The following is a 20,379-nucleotide window of genomic DNA, read 5'->3' as shown; positions in this document are numbered from 1 at the left end:
TAAGGAATATTCGCATCTCTAAATAAATTACCTCGTCACTGCGAGTGAGTTTCAGAACCATCCGATTGCACGATAGACATGAAATTGTGCAATTCCAATCAGTTCGTGCAGCGCAATCTCCGCATTCACCAGATTGTCATAGCGCGGCAGTACACCGAGATGTGCGCGTCGCGCGCTCGAGATCAGCGGCTGCGGCGTAAGACCGAAATGATGGAAGTCGAGCAACGCGCGCGGCATCTGATACGCGGAGGTGACGAGTATCAGGGAATCGTAGCGTGATCGTTCGAGAATAGCCGAGACGTTGCGCGCGTTTTCGTACGTCGTGCGGCTGCTGTTTTCCAGCACGATGTCCGTGCGCGGCACCTGTTTGCGCAGCAGGTAAGGCAGATAGGTGTCCGCTTCGGTTGCGGCACGCCGCTGCGGATTGCCACCGCTCACGATCACCTGACACATGGCTGCGGTACGCTTGCAGGCCGCATAGTTCTGCGCGCTCACTGCGATGCGCGCGAGCACATCAGGCGGCGGCACGAGGATGTCGTCATCGTCGTAGATGGTGCCGCCGCCGAGCATGATGATCGCAGTGCGCTGTGCGAAACTGGCAGGCGTGTCGGTCTGCCGATGCGGTTGCGCCAATTCCAGCAATGGCGCAGTGAGCCAGCCGGCGGCGAGCAGCCAGAACAGGGCGATCGTGACAATGGCGAGAGGCCGGCGGGCGCGCTTCCATAGCACGATTGCTGCAAAAAAAAGCGCTAATAAAGTGAATAGAATCAATTTAAATGGGGTAACGTATGACTTTCGGGACAAATCTATGGGCTTGCTATCGCGCCGTAGCGGTTGCATCGTCGGCCCGTAGAGAGAACGCTAACATACCGTTCTGACGGGGGTTCCGAAAAACGAGACTAGGCAGCACCTGGCGGAATTCGGCTATATGGCACGCAGCCGGCTTCCAGCCAAGGGCGGGTGCCATGCGCGTCACTGGTGGCGCGGTGACGTGTTGGGCATAGTTGTGTCATAGCTGCACTTTAAGAAAGAAGTGAGATGACCACGTATTCCAACGAAGCGGTACTTGAAGCGCTGCGGCGGGCGCAATATCGCCAGGTCCCATGGGCCAGACGGCCGGGTGTATTCCAATATCTTCGTGCGCTGGGCCTGATGGACACTGTTCGGCAGCGCACTGTCGCACCGGCTCCGGGTTTTCATGCACCTGTCGATATCGCCGTGCTCACCGAGCGGGGCAGGGCCGAGTTCGCGAGACTCGCGCACGACGAACGCCTGTTGAGTTGGACCTCACAGCGAATGAACGACTACGTCGTCGCTACAGCCGAGGCGCGGCCCACAGCCGTTCTCGAAGCCCGGCCTTAGGACGGCGGACAGACTGGCGCTGTTTTCCAGCCGTTTTACGCGGCTGGCGGTGATTTTATTGCTCAGCTTCATTGCTCAGCTTACACACCTGGTTACAGTGCGCACCGCCCGTTCGTTGACGCAAAAAAAAGCCCGTATCGCAAGGATACGGGCGTACCGGAATTGCTACTGCCACGCTGTGCTAATGGCGTTAAATCAGACTGGCGCAACGCCGGGTGGTTCCCCCAATCGTTCAATTCGCTATGCAGCGTGTTCTCTCGCGGTTTCGGCGAACGCTAGCCATAGCGGACAATAGCAGCGGTCCCGATACGCAGGATCACGCACGATCTGAAGCACGCCCAGTCAGTCATGGGCGCGTTGGCGCATGCCTAGCGGCGGCGCGTAGGATCTTCGCGCGGCGGTTCCGGCCGCGTGCGTACATTGCTCGCGATATCGCCGCGCAAGTCGCCACGCGGCACCGGCGGCGTGAATTCGCGGCTGCGTGCATCGCTTTGCTGCCAGGCTTCAACTGTGGCGGTGTGATCCGGCCGCCCGTTTCCGCCTTGTGGACGCTGCTGTGCGAGCGCCGGTGCGGCCATTGATGAAACGACAATGCCGCACAGAAGCAGTGACATTGGTTTCATGCTGAGCTCCCGTCAAGCCGATCGACTCAAGGCCTGTTTGCATACACATAAGGTATGCCGACTAACGAAAGCACGCTGTAAGTAATAGTAAATGGATGTTTCACCGGCAACCGTCAAGCCGCTTCAGGCGTCCGAAGCGACTTGGCGGTGAAGCAGGAAGGGACAACTGCGCTGGGCGCGCCGAGGAGCGGTGCCCATTGTTGGTCGGTCGGGCGTCGAGATACGGCGCCCGCAGGTGCCCGGCGGCACAGATACACGCCGGGCGCCCGCAGGCGCCCGGAGGCAAAACAATTCGCGTCAGGCCATCTTGACCGGCGCGCGCCACGATTCCGGATTAGTCCAGAACGCGCCACGCAGGCGGTCGCGGCTCGGCGGTGCCGGCGGTTTCGCCGCGGTCGCGCCAATGCGCCCGCGCAGCGAAATTTCACGGCCGCTCGTGCCGAGTCGCTTAACTATTTCGGCGAGCGTACCATCGGCTTGCCATTCGTCGAAGCGACGGCGGCAAGTCGGCGGCGACGGATAGCGGCCCGGCAGTTTCGACCAGCCTTCACCCGTCGACAGTACCCAAAGCACAGCGTTGACAACCGCGCGTGCTTCCACGCGTGGCCGACCGCGCCGTTCGCTCCGTGCTGGCTCCGCACAGAACAACGCCTCGACCAGCGCCCACTCGTTGTCTCTCAAATCGTCGAACAGCATCATGTTTCACCTCAGCGAAGCTAACTCCGGTGCGCTGCCCCGCGCCGCGCACTCTCCATGCACTCGATAGGCGAGTGCCAAGGGGGGTCGGGCTTGCCACGGTCTGCTATTCAGTCAGAAGTCATGGCGCCGACCCTGTGTGCATGTAAATGCAGGAAGTGTGCCAAGTTGAGTCCGACTACCTGAAAGCCCTGTGACAGCGGGCCAGCGCGGGCGCTAGCTAGGGCCGTATAAGAATCCAAAAAACCCATCTCGCAAATCGGGACAATCACCAATCTTGTGCAATCAGGCCCGACCAGCGTGCGTTTGCGCCTTATTGCTGCATTGCAGCGAGATCACTAAATGCCAATCTAGTGCGGTGTTTCGCCATACAATGCGCATCAAATGAGGTTATTAATGAGGTCGGTAAATGAATGTGACGCTGCGCCAGCTAAGGGTTTTCATTGAGGTCGCCCGTTTGCAGAGCTTCAGCCGGGCCGGCGATGAGATCGGTCTGACGCAATCGGCGGTCAGCCGCTGCGTACGCGAACTGGAGGGGGAGATCGGTCTGAAGTTGATCGACCGCACCACGCGCGAGGTGCAGCTCACGGATGTCGGCGGCAACCTGGTATCGAGCGTGTCACGCCTGCTGACGGATCTGGACGACGCGTTGCGCGAGATCCGCGAAATCGGCGAACAGCGCCGCGGGCGGGTAGTGGTGGCCGCGAGCCCGACGGTCGCCTGCCGGTTGATGCCTGGCGTGGTGGCGTCGTGCGGACGCCAGTTCCCCTACATCACATTGGGTCTGCGCGACGACGTGCAAAGCGACGTGGTGCGCAAGGTGAAGTCGGGCGAAGTCGATTTCGGCGTAATCATCGGCCCGTTTTCCGCCGACGACCTGCTTAGCGAATCGCTCATGACGGACTCATTTTGTGTCGTTTCGCGCGACGACCACCCCTTGGCGGCGCAGAAGCGGGTGGCATGGACCGACCTGGACGGCCAGCAACTCGTCATGCTCGATTACGCGTCAGGCAGCCGGCCGATCATCGACGCCGTGATGCAGGAGTACGGCGTGAGCGCCACCGTGGTGCAGGAGTTGGGGCATTCCGCGACCGTTTTTGGGCTGGTCGAAGCGGGTGTCGGCGTAAGCGTGCTGCCGTGGCTGGCGCTGCCGCTACCGGCGGGCGCCTCGCTGGTGGCGCGGCCACTCGTGCCGCGCGCCGAGCGCACGGTTGAACTGGTACGGCGGCGCGACCGCTCGCTGTCGCCGGCGGCGGAGGCCGTGTGGAGCCTGATTCGGCAATTGCCGGCGCGGGCGGAGGATCTGATCTGATGACTCGGGCACGCCTCGGCACCCGGTGACTTCGCCGTCCGAAAAACAGGCGCCGCGCTAAACTGTCGCCTCTCCCACGCCTCCCACGCGTCAGTCTTGACCCATTACCTGTCTACCACCGTCTGGAAGCCTCGATGAGCGAATCGGATCTGCCTGTGCCCTCCATCCCCAACGCGCGCGATGCGGTGCGCGCACTGCGTCCTTCGCAGATTCGTGAAGTAGCGAATGCCGGTTTCGGCGTCGCAGACGTGCTGCCGTTCTGGTTCGGTGAGTCCGACCGGGTGACCCCGGCCTTCATTCGCGATGCCGCCAGCGCCGCGTTGACCGCCGGCGCTACCTTCTATACACATAACCTGGGCATTGCGCCGCTGCGCGCAGCGCTTGCGGACTACGTCAGCGAGTTGCACGGGGCGACGTCGCCCGATCACATCGCGGTGACGAGCGCCGGTGTCAACGCGTTGATGCTGGCCGCGCAGTTGGTAGTGGGCGCGGGTGACCGTGTCGTCGCGATAACGCCGCTGTGGCCGAATCTGGTCGAGATTCCCAAGATTCTCGGCGCGCATGTGGACACCGTCGCGCTGGGCTACGGTGAACGCGGCTGGCAACTCGATCTCGAGCAGCTGCTGGCAGCGTTGACGCCGGACACGAAGATGCTGCTGATCAATTCGCCGAACAATCCGACCGGCTGGGTGATGAGCCGCGACGAGCAGCGAGCCGTGCTGGCGCATTGCCGTAGCCACGGTATCTGGATCGTCGCCGACGAAGTCTACGAACGTCTTTACTATTCGGACGCCGATTCCGGTGCGCGCGGCGCCCATTCGCGCACGGCGCCGTCGTTTCTCGATCTGGCCGCGCGCGACGAGCGCGTGATCTGCGTCAACTCGTTTTCCAAGGCATGGCTGATGACCGGCTGGCGGCTCGGCTGGATAGTCGCGCCGGCCTCGCTGATGGACGATCTGGGCAAGTTGGTCGAATACAACACGTCGTGCGCGCCGGCTTTCGTCCAGCAGGCGGGCGTCGCGGCCGTCCAGCAGGGCGAGCGCTTCACGCAGGAGCTGGTGCTCGACCTGAAGGCGTCGCGCGACCATCTGGTGCGTGCGCTGTCCACCGTGCCGGGTGTCGACGTGAAGGCGCCGCTTGGGGCGATGTATCTGTTTTTCTCGATGCCGGGTGCGTCGCGCAGCCTCGAGCTATGCAAAGCCATGGTGCGCGAAGTGGGTTTGGGCGTGGCGCCCGGCAGCGCGTTCGGCCAGGAAGGCGAGGGCTTCGTGCGCTGGTGCTATGCCTGCGACACGGCTCGGCTCGACGCGGGTGTCGAACGTCTGAAGCGGTTCCTGGCTCAGCACGGCGCGCATTGAGCCGTGGTGGAATGCGGCACGCGCCTCGGCTTAAGGACCGATTTCGGGCCTATTCGGGTCCGATTCCTGTTCATTTCCGCCAGCTTTTCCTTTTAAGCGGGCGCGTTGAGGCATAGCTGAAAAATGCGTCGGGGATTTCGTCTTTACGCACCGATTGTTTTTGCGTAATATGGCGCTCAGTCACGCGATTCCTTTCAGGAATATCGCTGCTCCGTCCGGCTGGGTTTGGCTCGATTGCCTGTTTCGCCTCCCCCCGGTGCGTGCTCCCATCAATATGACCGATCAGAATCGGGCGAGCGCGTCTTCAGTTCCACATCGTCTGTTTGATCCGGTTCTTTGACCACAGGGTCTGACCTAGCTGCATGAATACCCAAGAGGCGAAGATCGTCCTCGAGACTGCCTTGATCTGCGCGCAGGAGCCGTTAAAGCTCGGCGATTTGCGCAAGCTCTTTGCCGACGGCGTGTCGGCAGACACTGTTCGGAATTTGCTCGAAGACCTCAAGCAGGATTGGTCTGGGCGCGGTGTGGAGCTGGTCGGGCTGGCGTCGGGCTGGCGATTTCAAAGCAAGCCCGCGATGCGTTCGTACCTGGATCGTTTGCATCCCGAGAAGCCGCCGAAATATTCGCGCGCGGTGCTCGAGACGCTCGCGATCATTGCGTACAGGCAACCGGTCACGCGCGGCGATATCGAAGAGATTCGCGGCGTCACGGTGAATACGCAGGTCGTCAAGCAGCTCGAGGATCGCGGCTGGATCGAAGTGATCGGCCATCGTGATGTGCCAGGCCGTCCGGCGCTGTACGCGACCACACGGCAATTTCTCGACGACCTTGGTTTGAAGGCGCTCGACGAATTGCCGCCGCTCGCCGATCCGTCGGCGCAGCTGAACGCGGATCTGCTCGGTCAGCATGCGATCGAATTTTCCGAGGTCGAGGCTGCGCAGGCATTGGCTTCCGGCGAAATGGGCACGGAAGCGGGGGCGCCCGAGGAGCAGGTGGACTCCGCCGCAGGCGAGGCGAATGTCGCGCCGGCACCCGAGTCGCATCAGGATGCTGCTGCAGCCCCAGCCGCGCAGGAATATGCCGAAGCGGCAAACGTTGAACCGCAGGCCGGCGCTGCCGAGCCCGCACTGAATCTGAATCACGATCCGGTCTCCCAGGCCGATCCGGCAATACCCGCGCACGACTCGGGCGTACTCCGCGATACGGAGCACGCCGCCGAGCCGAACCCGACCACGGCGGCGCACGGCGATCCAGAGGATCGCCGCGATGCCGCGCAGGACGCAGGCATTCTGACCGACGACGAACCCGAGTCGCGCAGCGCCTGACGTAACCGAACTTTTTTTGCCACGCCCGCAATGGGCGTGCGCGACCTGACATTTTGAGGTTGTTTTGACACATACCCACGACACCGATTCGTCCGAATCCGAGCGCGCCGTGCCGCCGGCACGCGCCGACGAAACGCGCACCACGCAAGCGTCGGCCGGCGAGGGCGAGCGCCCGGCGCAGACCACGGAAGCAGACGGCGAAGACCGTCCGCGCCGCGGCCTGCGTCGAGGACCGCGCAGCCTGATCGCGCGGCGCCGCGCCGGCGCGAAGACGAAGGGCGCCGAAGGCGCGCCCGCGCAAGGCGCGCCGGTCGTCACCGAAACGCCGCCGGACGGCGAGGTGGTCGCGCAGGTGCGCATGCCGCGCAAAGATGCAGGCGCCAAGGGCCAAGGCCCGCGCCGCAATGCCGGCGGCGCGAAGCGCGAGGGCGGTCAACGTGAGGGTGCGCCCCGCGAGGGCGGCCCCCGCGAAGGCGGACCTCGCGAAGGTCAACGTGAAGGGCAGCGCGAAGGCGGACCCCGCGAAGGCGGACCTCGTGGGCGTCAGCCGCGCGAAGCCGGTCAGCGTCAGAATCGCCGTGGCGGCGAAGCACCGGTGGCAGCCGCAACCGAAGCGAGCCCGGACGACCTGTTCTCGTACGTCACCTCGCCGGCATTCGATGCGGACAACAGCGCTACCGGCGGCGTGCGTGCCCCGATGCTGCGCCGTGGCAAGCCGGCCGCGCCCAAACGAGTTCTCGCCGCGGACGACGACGCGCCGAAGCTGCACAAAGTGCTGGCCGAAGCCGGCATGGGCTCGCGCCGCGACATGGAAGAATTGATCGTTGCCGGCCGCGTGTCGGTGAACGGTGAGCCGGCTCACATCGGCCAACGCATCATGCCGACCGACCAGGTCCGCATCAACGGCAAGCCGGTCAAGCGCAAGCTGGCCAACAAGCCGCCGCGCGTGCTGCTGTATCACAAACCGACCGGCGAAATCGTCAGCCACGCCGATCCGGAAGGCCGCCCGTCGGTGTTCGACAAGCTGCCGCCCATGAAGACTGCCAAGTGGCTCGCGGTCGGCCGCCTCGACTTCAACACCGAAGGTCTGCTGATGCTGACCACCTCGGGCGATCTGGCAAACCGTTTCATGCATCCGCGTTACAGCGTCGAGCGTGAATATGCGGTGCGCGTGGTCGGCGAACTGGCGGAAGGCATGCGTCAGAAGCTGTTGCACGGCGTCGAGCTGGAAGACGGCCCGGCGAATTTCCTGCGCATCCGCGATGGCGGCGGCGAGGGCACCAATCATTGGTATCACGTCGCGCTCGCCGAAGGGCGTAACCGTGAAGTGCGCCGCATGTTCGAAGCGGCCGGCCTGATGGTCAGCCGCCTGATCCGCACGCGTCACGGCCCGATTTCGCTGCCGAAGGGCCTGAAGCGCGGTCGTTGGGAAGAACTCGAAGATAATCAGGTGCGCGCGCTGATGGCGTCGGTCGGCCTGAAGGCGCCGACGGAAGAAAAGGGCGGCCGCAGAGAGGCGCCGGAGCGTAAGCAGCCGGACCCGATGCAGACGTCGATGGGCTTCATTAGCCGCGAACCGGTGCTGATGTCGCATGGCCGTTTCGATCAGCAGCAGCCGCGCGGTCAAGGCCGTCGTGGTGCGGCGGGTGGAGGCTTCGGCGGCGGTGCGGGTGGTGGTTTTGGTGGTGGAGGTGGTGGTGGCTACGGCAATCGCGGCGCTGGCCGCAGCGCCGGCGGCTTCAGCGGCCCGATGGGCGGCGGCGCTGCGTCTGGCCCGCGTGGCGGCCGTGACGTCGACGGCAATCGCGCGCCGTCGGGCAATGGCAACCGTGCGGCGGCGGGCGGCGGTAAGCGTGCCGGCGGCCCCGGCGGCAATCCGGGCAGCGGCGGTGGCAGCCGCGGGCCGGGCGGCAATCGTGGCGGTAATGCCAACCGCGCCGGTGGCGGCAACCCCAACGCGGGCGGCGCCAATCGTGGCGGCGGCGCGCCGCGCAGTCGCACGCGTGGCCGCTAAGCACCAAGTGAATTAAGCATGACGGTCGGCCGTTGATCGTTCCTCAACGATTTACGCTTCGCCACCGTCAGAATCGATCGACGAGCGCCGTGGGTTTCATCGCGGGTTTCATATAACGCATAAAACCACGGCGTGCGCATAAGTAGGGGCAGAGTTTGTTGGCCCTGCTTGTCCGGCGCCGGCCTGAGGCGGCGCAAGTCGCCTTGCAAAAGGCCCGGAGCGTCGCTATATCGTTGAAAGATTCCCATGAAATCAAGCGGAAATGCGCTTCGTGCGGCGTTCTGCGGTTTGCGTTTGTCCCGAAAAATGGCTACAATCGCGAAGTCGCTGGGCGTGCGGCTTTTCATGTGCGGCTCAGGTGCGACCACCGGTAATAAGATGATGGGCGTTTAGCCCATTTTTTTTTGCCGCTCAGTTCTCAGTGGTTCGGCATCTCGGGTAGCACGAACGTGCGCCGGCTTGGCGCGCGGCCCGCATTGGTGTTTGCAGACAAACCCGGCAGGTCTCGCCGCGCGAACATCTTAGAGGGCACTGTGCAACTGACGGAACTGATTGAAACCACGGTCGTGGGACTCGGCTACGAGCTCGTCGATCTCGAGCGCACTGGGCGCGGCATGTTGTGTATTTATATCGACCAGCCGGCCGGCATCGCGATCGAAGACTGCGAGAAAGTCACGCGTCAGCTCCAGCACGTTCTGACGGTCGAAAATATCGATTACGAGCGGCTTGAAGTGTCGTCGCCGGGTCTCGACCGCCCGCTGAAAAAACTGGCGGATTTCGAACGCTTCGCAGGCAGCGAAGTGGTAATCACATTGAAAAAGCCATTGGACGGACGGAAATCGTACCGGGGCATTCTGCATGCTCCGCAAGGCGAGACGATCGGACTGGAATTTGAAGGGAAGGAAGGCGCCGCGATGCTCGATTTCACCGTCGCGGATATCGATAAGGCACGCCTCGTTCCGAAAGTTGACTTTAGGAGCCGCAAACAATGAGTCGCGAAGTGTTGATGCTGGTGGATGCGCTGGCACGCGAGAAGAACGTCGATAAAGACGTGGTATTTGCCGCGCTCGAGGCGGCCCTCGCTTCGGCCTCCAAGAAACTCTTCGAAGAAGACGCGGACATCCGCGTCCAGATCGACCGTGAAAGCGGCGAGCACGAAACGTTTCGCCGCTGGAAGGTGGTGCCGGACGAAGCTGGCCTGCAAGAGCCGGATCAGGAAATTCTGCTGTTCGAAGCACGCGAACAGAAGCCGGAAATCCAGCTCGACGAATACATCGAAGAACCGGTGCCGTCGATCGAATTCGGCCGTATCGGCGCGCAAGCCGCCAAGCAGGTGATCCTGCAGAAGGTGCGCGACGCGGAACGCGAGCAGATCCTGAACGACTTCCTCGAGCGCGGCGAGCACATCATGACCGGCTCGGTGAAGCGCCTGGATAAGGGCAACTTCATCGTCGAAACCGGCCGTGTCGAAGCGCTGCTGCGCCGCGACCAGCTGATTCCGAAGGAAAACCTGCGCGTGGGTGACCGCGTGCGCGCCTACATTGCGAAGGTCGATCGCACCGCTCGCGGTCCGCAGATCGAGCTGTCGCGTACGGCGCCCGAATTCCTGATGAAGCTGTTCGAAATGGAAGTGCCGGAAATCGAACAGGGTCTGCTGGAAATCAAGGCGGCAGCCCGCGATCCGGGCGTGCGCGCCAAGATCGGCGTGGTCGCTTACGACAAGCGCATCGATCCGATCGGCACTTGCGTCGGTATCCGCGGTTCGCGTGTACAGGCCGTGCGTAACGAGCTCGGTGGCGAAAACGTCGACATCGTGCTATGGTCGGAAGATCCCGCACAGTTTGTGATCGGCGCGCTCGCGCCGGCAGCCGTCCAGTCGATCGTCGTCGATGAAGAAAAGCATTCGATGGACGTCGTCGTAGACGAAAACGAACTGGCGGTCGCGATCGGCCGAAGCGGCCAGAACGTGCGTCTTGCCAGCGAACTCACCGGCTGGCAGATCAACATCATGACGCCGGACGAATCTGCGCAAAAGCAGAATCAGGAGCGCGGCGTACTGCGTGACCTGTTCATGGCGCGTCTCGATGTCGACGAAGAAGTGGCCGACATCCTGATCGACGAAGGCTTTACGAGCCTCGAAGAGATCGCCTATGTGCCGCTCAACGAGATGCTCGAAATCGAAGCATTCGACGAAGACACCGTTCACGAACTGCGTAATCGCTCGCGCGACGCGCTGTTGACGTTGGCGATCGCGAATGAAGAAAAGGTCGAAAATGTTGCACTCGACCTGAAGAGCCTGGACGGCATGGATGCCGACCTGCTCGCCAAGCTTGCCGAACACCAGATCCAGACGCGCGACGAACTCGCCGAACTGGCTGTGGATGAACTGGTCGAGATGACCGGAATGGAAGAGGATGCCGCTAAGGCGTTGATCATGAAAGCACGTGAACATTGGTTCCAGTGAGAAATGACCATGGCGCACTAAATTGAACGCGGCCGTTAGGCCGCATGACAAGATGCTAACCGCAAGGAATCGGTCCTTGCATTAAGAGGAATGAATGGCGAGTAACAACGTAGCCCAATTTGCCGCGGAACTGAAAATGCCTGCAGGCGTGCTCCTTGAGCAGCTTCAGGCAGCAGGCGTCACTAAAGCGAGCGAAGACGACAGCTTGTCCGAAACGGACAAGGCGCGTCTGCTCGACCACTTGCGCAAGTCTCACGGCTCGACTGATGCGGACAAGCGCAAGATCACGCTGACGAAACGGCATACGTCGGAGATCAAGCAATCCGACGCGACGGGCAAAGCTCGCACCATTCAGGTCGAGGTGCGTAAGAAGCGCACTTTCGTCCGCCGCGACGAATCCGCCGCTGAAGGCGGCGATGCATCGAATCATGTGGCCGAGGTCGACGTCGACGATCTCGAACTCCAGCGTCGTGAAGAGGAAGCTCGTCACGAAGCCGAGCTGCTCGAAAAGCAGGCTCAGGAGTTGAAGGCGCGTCAGGAGCAGCTCGAACGCGAAGAAGCCGAACGTCAGGCGCGCGAGCAGGCTGCTGAAGCCGAGCGCCGTCGTGCGGAAGAAGAAGCGGCGAAGAAGCGCGCGGCGGCTGCGGCCGAAGCGGCTGCTCGCGAGCAGGCTCAAGCTGCGAAGCCGGCGAAGGCTGCCCAGCCGGCGGCTGCGAAGGCTGAACCGGTCGCGGCCAAGGCTGCGGAACCGGGGGTTGCCAAGGAAAGCGAGCAGGAAGACGAGCGCGCTGCGGCAGAACGTGCCGCTCAACGCGAAGCGGCGAAGAAAGCGGAAGACGCAGCGCGTCAGGCCGCCGAGAAAACGCGCGCCGAGCAGGAAGAAATCAGCAAGCGCCGTGCCGCGGCAGAAGCCGAAGCGCGTGCGATTCGCGAAATGATGAACACGCCGCGCAAGGCGCAGGTCAAGGCGCCGGAACCGGCACCGAAGCCCGCTGAGCCGGTCAAGGCTGTGGAAGCCAAGGGCACGCTGCACAAGCCGGCGCGTCCGGCAGGCGAAGCACCGGCACGTCCGGCAGCCAAGAAGCCGGCTGCTGCGGCTCCGGCTGCAACGACCACGCCGTCGGCTGGCGACAAGAAGAAGCCGGGCGGTGGCAAGGGCGGCTGGCAGGACGACGCAGCGAAGCGCCGCGGCATCAAGACGCGCGGCGATACGAGCGGCGGTGTCGATCGCGGCTGGCGCGGTGGCCCTAAGGGTCGCGGCAAGCATCAGGATCAGAACACCACGTTCCAGGCGCCGACCGAACCGATCGTGCGTGAAGTGCACGTGCCGGAAACCATTACGGTCGCCGATCTGGCGCACAAGATGGCGGTGAAGGCCTCGGAAGTCATCAAGTCGATGATGAAGCTCGGCCAGATGGTCACGATCAACCAGATGCTGGACCAGGAAACGGCGATGATCATCGTCGAGGAACTGGGCCACCACGCGGTTGCGGCCAAGCTGGACGATCCGGAAGCGATGCTGGTCGAAGGCGAGATCACGGACGCAGAAGCACTGCCGCGTCCGCCGGTCGTCACGGTCATGGGCCACGTCGACCACGGCAAGACCTCGCTGCTCGACTACATCCGCCGCGCCAAGGTTGCAGCGGGCGAAGCGGGCGGGATTACGCAGCACATCGGCGCATATCACGTCGAAACGCCGCGCGGCGTCATCACGTTCCTCGATACGCCGGGCCACGAAGCATTTACGGCCATGCGTGCTCGCGGTGCGAAGGCAACCGACATCGTGATTCTGGTGGTTGCAGCCGACGACGGCGTGATGCCGCAAACGAAGGAAGCCATTGCCCACGCGAAGGCAGGCGGCGTGCCGCTCGTCGTCGCGATCAACAAGATCGACAAGCCGGATGCGAATCCGGAGCGCGTGAAGCAGGAACTCGTCGCGGAAGGCGTCGTGCCGGAAGAATACGGTGGCGATTCGCCGTTCGTGTCGGTGTCGGCTAAAACCGGCGCGGGCATCGACGACCTGCTCGAAAACGTGCTGCTGCAAGCCGAAGTGCTGGAACTGAAGGCACCGATCGAAGCGCCCGCCAAGGGTCTGGTCATCGAAGCGAAGCTCGATAAGGGTAAGGGTCCGGTCGCAACGATCCTGGTCCAGTCGGGTACGCTGAACCGTGGCGACGTGGTGCTGGCAGGCAGCGCTTACGGTCGCGTGCGAGCCATGCTCGACGAAACCGGCAAGCCGACCAAGTCGGCAGGCCCGTCGATCCCGGTTGAGATTCAAGGCCTGTCGGAAGTGCCGCAAGCAGGCGAAGAAATGATCGTCATGCCGGACGACCGCAAGGCACGTGAAGTCGCGCTGTTCCGTCAAGGCAAGTTCCGCGACGTCAAGCTGGCCAAGCAACAGGCCGCGAAGCTCGAGAACATGCTGGAACAGATGGGCGAAGGCGAAGTGGCGTACATGCCGCTCATCGTCAAGGCCGACGTGCAAGGTTCGCAGGAAGCTTTGGTGCAGTCGCTGCTCAAGCTGTCGACCGACGAAGTCCGCGTGCAGATCGTGCACGGCGCCGTCGGCGGCATCAGCGAGTCGGACGTCAACCTGGCTACGGCTTCGAAGGCGGTCATCATCGGCTTCAACACCCGTGCGGATGCCCAGGCACGCAAGCTGGCGGAAAGCAACGGCGTCGATATTCGCTACTACAACATCATCTATGACGCAGTAGATGAAGTGAAGGCTGCGATGTCGGGCATGCTGGCACCGGAGAAGCGCGAAATCGTGACGGGTACGGTCGAAGTGCGTCAGGTCTTCAAGGTACCGAAGATCGGCGCGGTGGCCGGCTGTATGGTCACGGACGGTTTCGTCAAGCGCTCCTCGTCGGTGCGCGTGCTGCGCAACAACGTCGTCATCTTCACGGGCGAGCTCGATTCGCTCAAGCGTTTCAAGGACGACGTGAAGGAAGTCCGTCAGGGCTTCGAGTGCGGTATGTCGATCAAGAACTTCAACGATATCGTCGAAGGCGATCAGTTCGAAGTCTTCGAGATTACCGAAGTCGCGCGTACGCTGTAATTCACGCGGCATTGGCTCAACGGGCGGAGCGGGCTTAAGCGCCCGCTTCGCCCGTTGTTTTTGGGCCGGCGCATTTGTCGCGTAGTGCGCCCCGCGGTGGTTTGCAGTCGCTATCAAGGCGCTCATTGCCGCTCATTGCCATAGAGGCCGCAACCCCCACGGCTCGCGCGAACAACTTTTTTGCATCCGTCAGAACGGATCACACACACCATGCCTAAAAAACGTTCTTCTCCCAATCGCAACGTGCAGATCGCCGATCAGATCCAGCGCGATCTGTCCGAGCTGCTGCGCGAGGTCAAGGATCCGCGCATTGGCCTCGTCACGATTCAAAGCGTCGAGCTGACGCCCGACTACGCGCACGCGAAGGTTTACTTCACGACGCTGACCGGCGATCCGCAACAGACGCTCGAAGCGCTCCAGCACGCGGCCGGCCATCTGCACAATCAGCTGTTCAAGCGCCTGCACATCCATACCGTGCCGACGCTGCATTTCCACTATGACCAGACGATCGAACGGGCCGTCGAAATGTCCCGTCTGATCGACGAGGCGAACGCCAATCGCGCGAAAGAAGACTGAGCGCGCCGTTATCCGTGTGCCTGGCTGCAATGCCTCAGTTGCAGTTCATCTAGTGCTGTTTCCGACCACTTCGAAGACCCTGTCTTTCTGACATGACCGCACCTCAACGCCCCCGCGTGCCGCGTCGCGCGCTCGACGGCGTGCTGCTGCTCGACAAGCCGCTCGGCCTGTCGAGCAACGACGCGCTGATTCGCGCGAAGCGTCTCTATCTGGCTAAAAAGGCGGGCCACACCGGCACGCTCGATCCACTCGCCACGGGTCTCTTGCCGCTGTGTTTCGGTGAGGCGACCAAGTTTTCGCAAGATCTGCTTGAAGCCGACAAGACCTATGAGGCAACCATGCGCCTCGGTATCCGCACGACCACCGGCGACGCCGAAGGCGAGCCGATCGACACGCGGAGCGTGAGGTGCGATCAGGCTGCGGTCCAGGCGGCGATGCGGAAATTTCTCGGCGACATCGTCCAGGTCCCGCCGATGTATTCGGCGCTCAAGCGCGACGGCAAGCCGTTATACGAATATGCACGCGCTGGTCAAACGGTCGAGCGGGAAGGGCGCCAAGTGACGATTCACGCGCTCGACATGCTGGCCTGTGCGTTGCCCGACGTGACGTTTCGCGTGACGTGCAGCAAAGGCACATATGTGCGCACGCTCGCCGAGGATATCGGCGAAGCGCTCGGTTGTGGTGCGCATCTGGTCGCGCTGCGGCGTACGGGCGTTGGTGCGCTTACACTGGAGAATTCGGTGACGCTCGACGCGTTGTCCGATGCGACGGAGAGCGAGCGTGATACGTGGCTGCAACCGGTCGATGCATTGCTGTCCACGTTCCCGCTCGTCACACTGGACGAAGACGCGACCCGGCGCTTCCTGCACGGTCAACGTCTGAAGCTCTCCGAGTTGACCATCACCGGCGATGCTGTGAATGCGCCTCGTGTACGCGTGTATGCGGCACAAGGGCGTCTGCTAGGTGTCGCGAAGCAAGGCGAGGGCGTATTGGCGCCTGAGCGACTAGTCGTTACCGCAGCAAGCTAGGCCGAAATATCAGCAGCAACAACAAAAAAGGCGGGACCGCTCAGCAGCGGTCCCGCCTTTTTTCCTGCATACAGCCAGCGTCGCGGACTGAAGCTAAAACCTCAATGCGCCGCCGCAGCCGCCGCACCGGCATCACCACCGGCGCGTTCCGGCTTTGCCATCCAGATCAGCGCGATCAGCGCGACAAAGATTCCCGCCGATACAAAGAACAGATCATTCACGCCCAACTGCGCGGCCTGCTGCGTAGCCATCGTATTGAACAGACCATACGCCTGCGGCTGACTGAAGCCAGCCGCACCCATCTGTCGGATCGACCGATCGAACACCGGGTTGTACGCGCTCGCCTGTTCGGCCAGTTGCGCATGATGCATGATGGTGCGGTGATCCCACGCGGTCTGGAAAATCGACGTGCCAATACCGCCGCACATGATCCGCACGAAATTCGACAAGCCCGACGCTGCAGGAATCCGGTTGCCCGGCAGACCCGACAGCGTGATCGACACCAGCGGGATGAAGAACCCGGCCATGCCGATTCCCTGAATCAACGTGGGTAGCAGCAGCGAATAAGTATCGACGCCGGTCGTATAGCGCGAGCGCATCCAGAAACACAGCGCGAACACGAGGAACGACAAGGTCGCGATATAGCGCGGATCGGTACGCGGCAACACCTTGCCGGTGATCGGCGACAGCAGCACGGCGAACAGGCCGACCGGCGCCATCACGAGGCCCGCTTCGGTGGCGGTGTAGCCGATATCGGTTTGCAGCCACAACGGCAACAACACGAGGTTGCCGAAGTAGAGCCCGTAGCCGATCGACAACGCAATCGTGCCGCTCGTGAAATTGCGCCGGCTGAAGAGCGACAGATCGACCACCGGATGCTCGGCCGTCAATTCCCACACAATGAAGAACGCGAGCGAAATCACCGCGACCAGCGCCAGCACGACAATGGTCGTCGACGAGAACCAGTCGAGGTCCTTGCCCTTGTCGAGCATCACCTGCAACGAGCCGACCCAGAGGATCAGCAGGCCGAGACCGACGCCGTCGATCGGTGCCTTTTTGATGACCGAATCGCGGTTGCGGAAGATCGTCCACGTTGCTACGGCCGCGATCGCACCGACCGGGATGTTGACGTAGAAAATCCACGGCCACGAGATGTTGTCCGAGATCCAGCCGCCGAGAATCGGCCCGGCCACCGGCGCGATCAGCGTGGTCATCGCCCACATCGAGAGAGCCATCGGCGCCTTGGCGCGTGGATAGCTGGCAAGCAGCAGCGTTTGCGACAGCGGAATCATCGGGCCGGCCACGGCGCCTTGCAGCACGCGCGAGGCAAGCAGGAACGGCAGGGTGGGCGCGAGGCCGCACATCCACGACGAGATCACGAACAGGATGATCGACGCCATGAACAGGCGCACCTGGCCGATACGGTCGGTGAGCCAGCCGGTCAGCGGCACGGAGATGGCATTCGCCACCGCGAACGACGTGATCACCCATGTGCCCTGGTCGGACGACACACCGAGGTCGCCCGAAATGGACGGGATCGACACGTTCGCAATCGACGTGTCGAGCACGTTCATGAACACGGCGAGCGACACCGCGATGGTGCCGATCACCAGTTGCGCGCTCTCGAGCGGCGGATGAGGGACTTGCGCCTGAGCCTGAGCCATTAAAAAAAGCCTTCTATGAACCGTCGCGCCCCTTACATCAGCTTCGCTGCGGGCTTGACAGCGCCGCCGGCTTGAGTCGATTTCTGCGAGCCGCCGTTCGGGCCAGCATTTTCCGAAATGATGCGAGCAATTTCAGCGTTGGCTTCGTCGCCGTACTTGTCGAACACGTTGGTCTGATAAACCGTATTCGGCGCCTGGCCGAGCTGGCCGCCGTTACCGTCCTTGATGCTCACGTCGGCTTGCATCGACAGGCCGATGCGCAGCGGATGCTTTTCAAGTTCCTGCGGGTCGAGCGCAATCCGTACCGGCAGACGTTGCACCACCTTGATCCAGTTGCCGGTTGCGTTCTGCGCGGGCAGCAGCGAGAACGCCGAACCCGTGCCCGCCGAGAAGCCGACCACCTTGCCGTGGTACACCACCGACGAACCGTACACGTCGGCCGTCAACTCGACCGGCTGGCCGATGCGCATGTGCTTCAGTTGCACTTCCTTGAAGTTCGCATCGACCCACACGCCGCCCAGCGGCACGATGGCCATCAGCGGGGTGCCCGGCGAGACGCGCTGGCCGACCTGCACCGAGCGCTTCGCCACGTAGCCAGTGACCGGCGCCGGCAGGTTGTTACGCGCGTTGTTTAGGTACGCGTCGCGGACCTTCGCGGCGGCGGCCTGCACGTTCGGGTGATTCGCGATCGTGGTATTGGCGGTCAGCGCGCGGTTCGACGCCAGTTGTTGCTGGGCGGCGTCGACAGAGGCTTGCGCGCTCTTCACGGCGTCGCGGGCGTGCGAGATTTCTTCCAGCGACACGGCGCCGGTTTGTGCGACCGTCATGCGGCGCTTCAGGTCGTCCTGCGCGCGCGACAGATCGGACTCACGCTGGGCAACTTGCGCCTGGTATTGATTGTCGTCGGCGAACAGGCCGCGCACCTGGCGCACCGTCTGCGCGAGATTCGCTTCGGCTTGTTCGAGCGCGACGCGCGCGTCGGCCGGATCGAGTACGACGAGCGGGTCGCCGGCCTTCACGGTTTGCGTGTCGTCCGCGTTCACGGCGATAACCGTGCCGGTGACTTGCGGCGTGATTTGTACGACGTTGCCGTTCACGTACGCGTCGTCGGTGTCTTCGTGGAAGCGTGCGTCGAGGAAGTAGTAAAGGCCGTAGGCGACCGCGGCGATCAGGATCACGATGACGAGCAGCGTCATCATGCGCTTGCGTTTGCCGTTGTTCGCCGGTTGTGTGGGGGCCGCGGGCTGCTGGGGGGTGCTCATTGATGTGCTCCGGGTTCTCTCAAGCGTCGTCATTTATTCGGATGTTCGTGCGAGTGTGGGTCGCGTCGATGTGGCTTCAGTTTGCAGCGGCGGTCGCGGCGGTGACCGATGCCGGGGCATCGGTCGGCACCACGAGGCCGGTCTGCGTTGCGTCGAAACCGCCGCCGAGCGCCTTGATGAGGCCGATCTGCAGATCGCGGCGGCGCATCTTCAGGCTCGTTACCGTCTGTTCGGCGCTAAGGCGGTTCTGGTCGGCGGTCAACACCTGCAACTGCGGCGACAAACCGGCCTTGTAGCGGATCACCGCCAGCTGATAGGCCTTGGTCGACGCGTCGAGCGCGCGCTGGGCGTCGCCCGATTGCTGGTCGATCGAACGGATCGACGACACTTGCGTCGCGACATCCGAAAGGGCATTGATCAGCGTCTGGTTGTAGTTCGCCACATCGAGGTCGAAGTCGGCGTAGCGGCCCTTCAACTGCGAGCGCAGCGCGCCAGCGTCGAAGATCGGCAGGTGAATCGCCGGGCCGAACTGGATCTGCCGGCTTGCCGAGGTGAGGAAACGGCCCCAGCCGAACGCATCGAAACCGAAGCCGGCGGCGAGGTTGACGTCCGGGAAGAATTCAGCTTTTGCTTCCTTCACGTCGTGCATCGCGGCTTCGACCTGCCAGCGTGCGGCGACGATGTCCGCGCGGCGTGCCACGAGGTCGGCCGGCAAGTTGTTCGGCAGCGCTACCGTGTCGCCGGTGGTCAGAACCGGTTTGGCGATCTGCAGGCCACGATCCGGACCCTTACCGAGCAGCGCGCCCAACTGATAGCGCACCACGGTGATCTGGCCGTCGAGATCGGTCAGGTTCGCCTGGCTGGTCGCGATGTTGCCGTTCGCGGTTTCACGTTCGACGTTGGTGTCGAGCCCGGCGGTTACTCGGCCGTTGGTGATGCGGCTGATGTCCTGGCGGTTGGCGATTTCGCGCGCGGCGATGTCGCGGAATGCGTACAACTGGGCGAGCTGGTTATAGGTGCTCGCCACGGAGGAGGCAAGCGTCACGCGCGCCTGCTGCATGTCGGCTTCTGCGGCCTTTTCCTGCGACACGGCCTGGCCGAGGCGCTGGCGGTTCTTGCCCCACAGGTCCAGATCCCACGACGCGCTCGCCAGCACGTTGTTCTCGCTATACCAGGTGCCGCCGAACGGAGGCGGGTAGAGCGCGTTTGCCGAGAACAGCTCGCGGTTCCAGGAGTAGCTGCCGTTGACCTTCGGGTACAGCGCCGAGCGCGAGCTTTCGATGTACGACGAAGCCTTGGCGAGGCGTGCCTGCGCCTGCGCGATCGAGGGGCTGCCTTCCAGCGCTTCCGCAATCAGCTTCGGGAGCTGCGGATCGCCGAACTGGTTGGCCCAGTCGAGCGACGGCCATTGGCCGCCCTGGCCGGGCAGACTCTGGGTGGACTCGTACTGAGCCGGCGACGAGATCTGCTTGTCGCTCTTCATGCCGAAGTAGTTCGCGCACCCCGTGAGGGCGAGCGCCGTCACCGCGGCGGCGACAGCGGCCCGGCTCGAAAGCGCGGGCGCGGACAGGGAAAGGGATTTCATCGCTCGACTCTTTGAGTGGAATGTAATGATGGACACTGCAAGCAATTTA

The 20,379-nt window shown here is 63.0% G+C and carries 16 protein-coding genes and 1 pseudogene; 10 read left to right on the top strand and 7 right to left on the bottom strand.

The window, feature by feature from the left end:
• Window positions 1-51: 51 nt before the first annotated feature.
• Window positions 52-771: a YdcF family protein gene (locus tag GNZ13_RS34545; RefSeq protein ID WP_236002320.1), complete on the bottom strand. Its 720-nt coding sequence runs from the start codon at window positions 769-771 to the stop codon at window positions 52-54.
• Between the two features lie 267 nt (window positions 772-1,038).
• Here GNZ13_RS34545 and GNZ13_RS34540 point away from each other — a divergent pair, with 267 nt between their 5' ends.
• The gene (locus tag GNZ13_RS34540) at window positions 1,039-1,362 is read left to right on the top strand and encodes a hypothetical protein (RefSeq protein WP_172172911.1); all 324 of its coding nucleotides are present in this window, start codon (window positions 1,039-1,041) and stop codon (window positions 1,360-1,362) included.
• 368 nt (window positions 1,363-1,730) lie between these two features.
• Here the strand turns inward: GNZ13_RS34540 and GNZ13_RS34535 are convergent, their stop codons facing one another.
• On the bottom strand, window positions 1,731-1,985 hold the full coding sequence (locus GNZ13_RS34535; RefSeq protein ID WP_172172909.1) for a hypothetical protein: 255 nt from the start codon (window positions 1,983-1,985) through the stop codon (window positions 1,731-1,733).
• Between the two features lie 300 nt (window positions 1,986-2,285).
• Window positions 2,286-2,681: pseudogene (locus GNZ13_RS34530) on the bottom strand (transposase); the annotation flags it as partial.
• Window positions 2,682-3,090: 409 nt separating this feature from the next.
• On the opposite strand from GNZ13_RS34530, the gene GNZ13_RS34525 reads away from it, so the two are divergent.
• From GNZ13_RS34525 to rluB, 4 genes are all read left to right on the top strand, one after another.
• A complete protein-coding gene (locus tag GNZ13_RS34525; protein ID WP_172172907.1) occupies window positions 3,091-3,993 on the top strand; it encodes a LysR family transcriptional regulator in 903 nt (300 codons plus the stop codon).
• Between the two features lie 134 nt (window positions 3,994-4,127).
• Entirely contained in the window at window positions 4,128-5,351 is a 1,224-nt protein-coding gene (locus GNZ13_RS34520) for a pyridoxal phosphate-dependent aminotransferase (RefSeq protein ID WP_172172905.1), read from the top strand.
• 362 nt (window positions 5,352-5,713) lie between these two features.
• Window positions 5,714-6,676: an SMC-Scp complex subunit ScpB gene (gene scpB, locus GNZ13_RS34515; RefSeq protein ID WP_172172903.1), complete on the top strand. Its 963-nt coding sequence runs from the start codon at window positions 5,714-5,716 to the stop codon at window positions 6,674-6,676.
• Window positions 6,677-6,740: 64 nt separating this feature from the next.
• Window positions 6,741-8,690 (top strand): 23S rRNA pseudouridine(2605) synthase RluB, encoded by a 1,950-nt coding sequence (gene rluB, locus GNZ13_RS34510; RefSeq protein ID WP_172172901.1) that lies wholly within the window; start codon window positions 6,741-6,743, stop codon window positions 8,688-8,690.
• Here rluB and GNZ13_RS34505 read toward each other — a convergent pair.
• A complete protein-coding gene (locus tag GNZ13_RS34505) occupies window positions 8,687-9,037 on the bottom strand; it encodes a hypothetical protein (protein ID WP_172172899.1) in 351 nt (116 codons plus the stop codon). The two genes, rluB and GNZ13_RS34505, sit on opposite strands and share 4 nt — an antisense overlap.
• A gap of 186 nt (window positions 9,038-9,223) precedes the next feature.
• Between GNZ13_RS34505 and rimP the strand changes: the two genes are divergently transcribed.
• The 5 genes from rimP (at window position 9,224) to truB (ending at window position 15,819) form a co-directional block, all read left to right on the top strand.
• Complete coding sequence (rimP, locus tag GNZ13_RS34500; RefSeq protein ID WP_028199738.1) at window positions 9,224-9,682, top strand: ribosome maturation factor RimP; 459 nt, start codon at window positions 9,224-9,226, stop codon at window positions 9,680-9,682.
• Window positions 9,679-11,154 carry a transcription termination factor NusA gene (nusA, locus tag GNZ13_RS34495; protein WP_115782614.1) on the top strand — a complete coding sequence of 492 codons (1,476 nt, stop codon included), beginning with the start codon at window positions 9,679-9,681 and terminating at the stop codon, window positions 11,152-11,154. The genes rimP and nusA overlap by 4 nt, the downstream gene beginning before the upstream one ends.
• 94 nt (window positions 11,155-11,248) lie before the next feature.
• Window positions 11,249-14,215 carry a translation initiation factor IF-2 gene (gene infB / locus GNZ13_RS34490; RefSeq protein ID WP_172172897.1) on the top strand — a complete coding sequence of 989 codons (2,967 nt, stop codon included), beginning with the start codon at window positions 11,249-11,251 and terminating at the stop codon, window positions 14,213-14,215.
• Between the two features lie 210 nt (window positions 14,216-14,425).
• Window positions 14,426-14,791 (top strand): 30S ribosome-binding factor RbfA, encoded by a 366-nt coding sequence (rbfA, locus tag GNZ13_RS34485; protein ID WP_028199735.1) that lies wholly within the window; start codon window positions 14,426-14,428, stop codon window positions 14,789-14,791.
• 92 nt (window positions 14,792-14,883) lie between these two features.
• Complete coding sequence (truB, locus tag GNZ13_RS34480) at window positions 14,884-15,819, top strand: tRNA pseudouridine(55) synthase TruB (RefSeq protein WP_172172895.1); 936 nt, start codon at window positions 14,884-14,886, stop codon at window positions 15,817-15,819.
• A 101-nt stretch (window positions 15,820-15,920) separates the two neighbouring features.
• Here the strand turns inward: truB and GNZ13_RS34475 are convergent, their stop codons facing one another.
• From GNZ13_RS34475 to GNZ13_RS34465, 3 genes are all read right to left on the bottom strand, one after another.
• Window positions 15,921-17,483, bottom strand: a complete 1,563-nt coding sequence (locus tag GNZ13_RS34475) for a DHA2 family efflux MFS transporter permease subunit (RefSeq protein ID WP_172172893.1) — start codon at window positions 17,481-17,483, stop codon at window positions 15,921-15,923.
• 32 nt (window positions 17,484-17,515) lie between these two features.
• On the bottom strand, window positions 17,516-18,745 hold the full coding sequence (locus GNZ13_RS34470; protein ID WP_172172891.1) for an EmrA/EmrK family multidrug efflux transporter periplasmic adaptor subunit: 1,230 nt from the start codon (window positions 18,743-18,745) through the stop codon (window positions 17,516-17,518).
• A gap of 76 nt (window positions 18,746-18,821) precedes the next feature.
• Window positions 18,822-20,330, bottom strand: coding sequence for an efflux transporter outer membrane subunit (locus GNZ13_RS34465; protein ID WP_172172889.1), 1,509 nt, complete (start codon window positions 20,328-20,330; stop codon window positions 18,822-18,824).
• Window positions 20,331-20,379: the final 49 nt, after the last annotated feature.

Origin of the sequence: Paraburkholderia elongata (assembly GCF_013177735.1) — a bacterium.
Taxonomy (GTDB): Bacteria; Pseudomonadota; Gammaproteobacteria; order Burkholderiales; family Burkholderiaceae; genus Paraburkholderia; species Paraburkholderia elongata.
The sequence above is the reverse complement of the archived record's forward strand: the minus strand, read 5'-3'. Positions and strand labels throughout refer to the sequence as shown.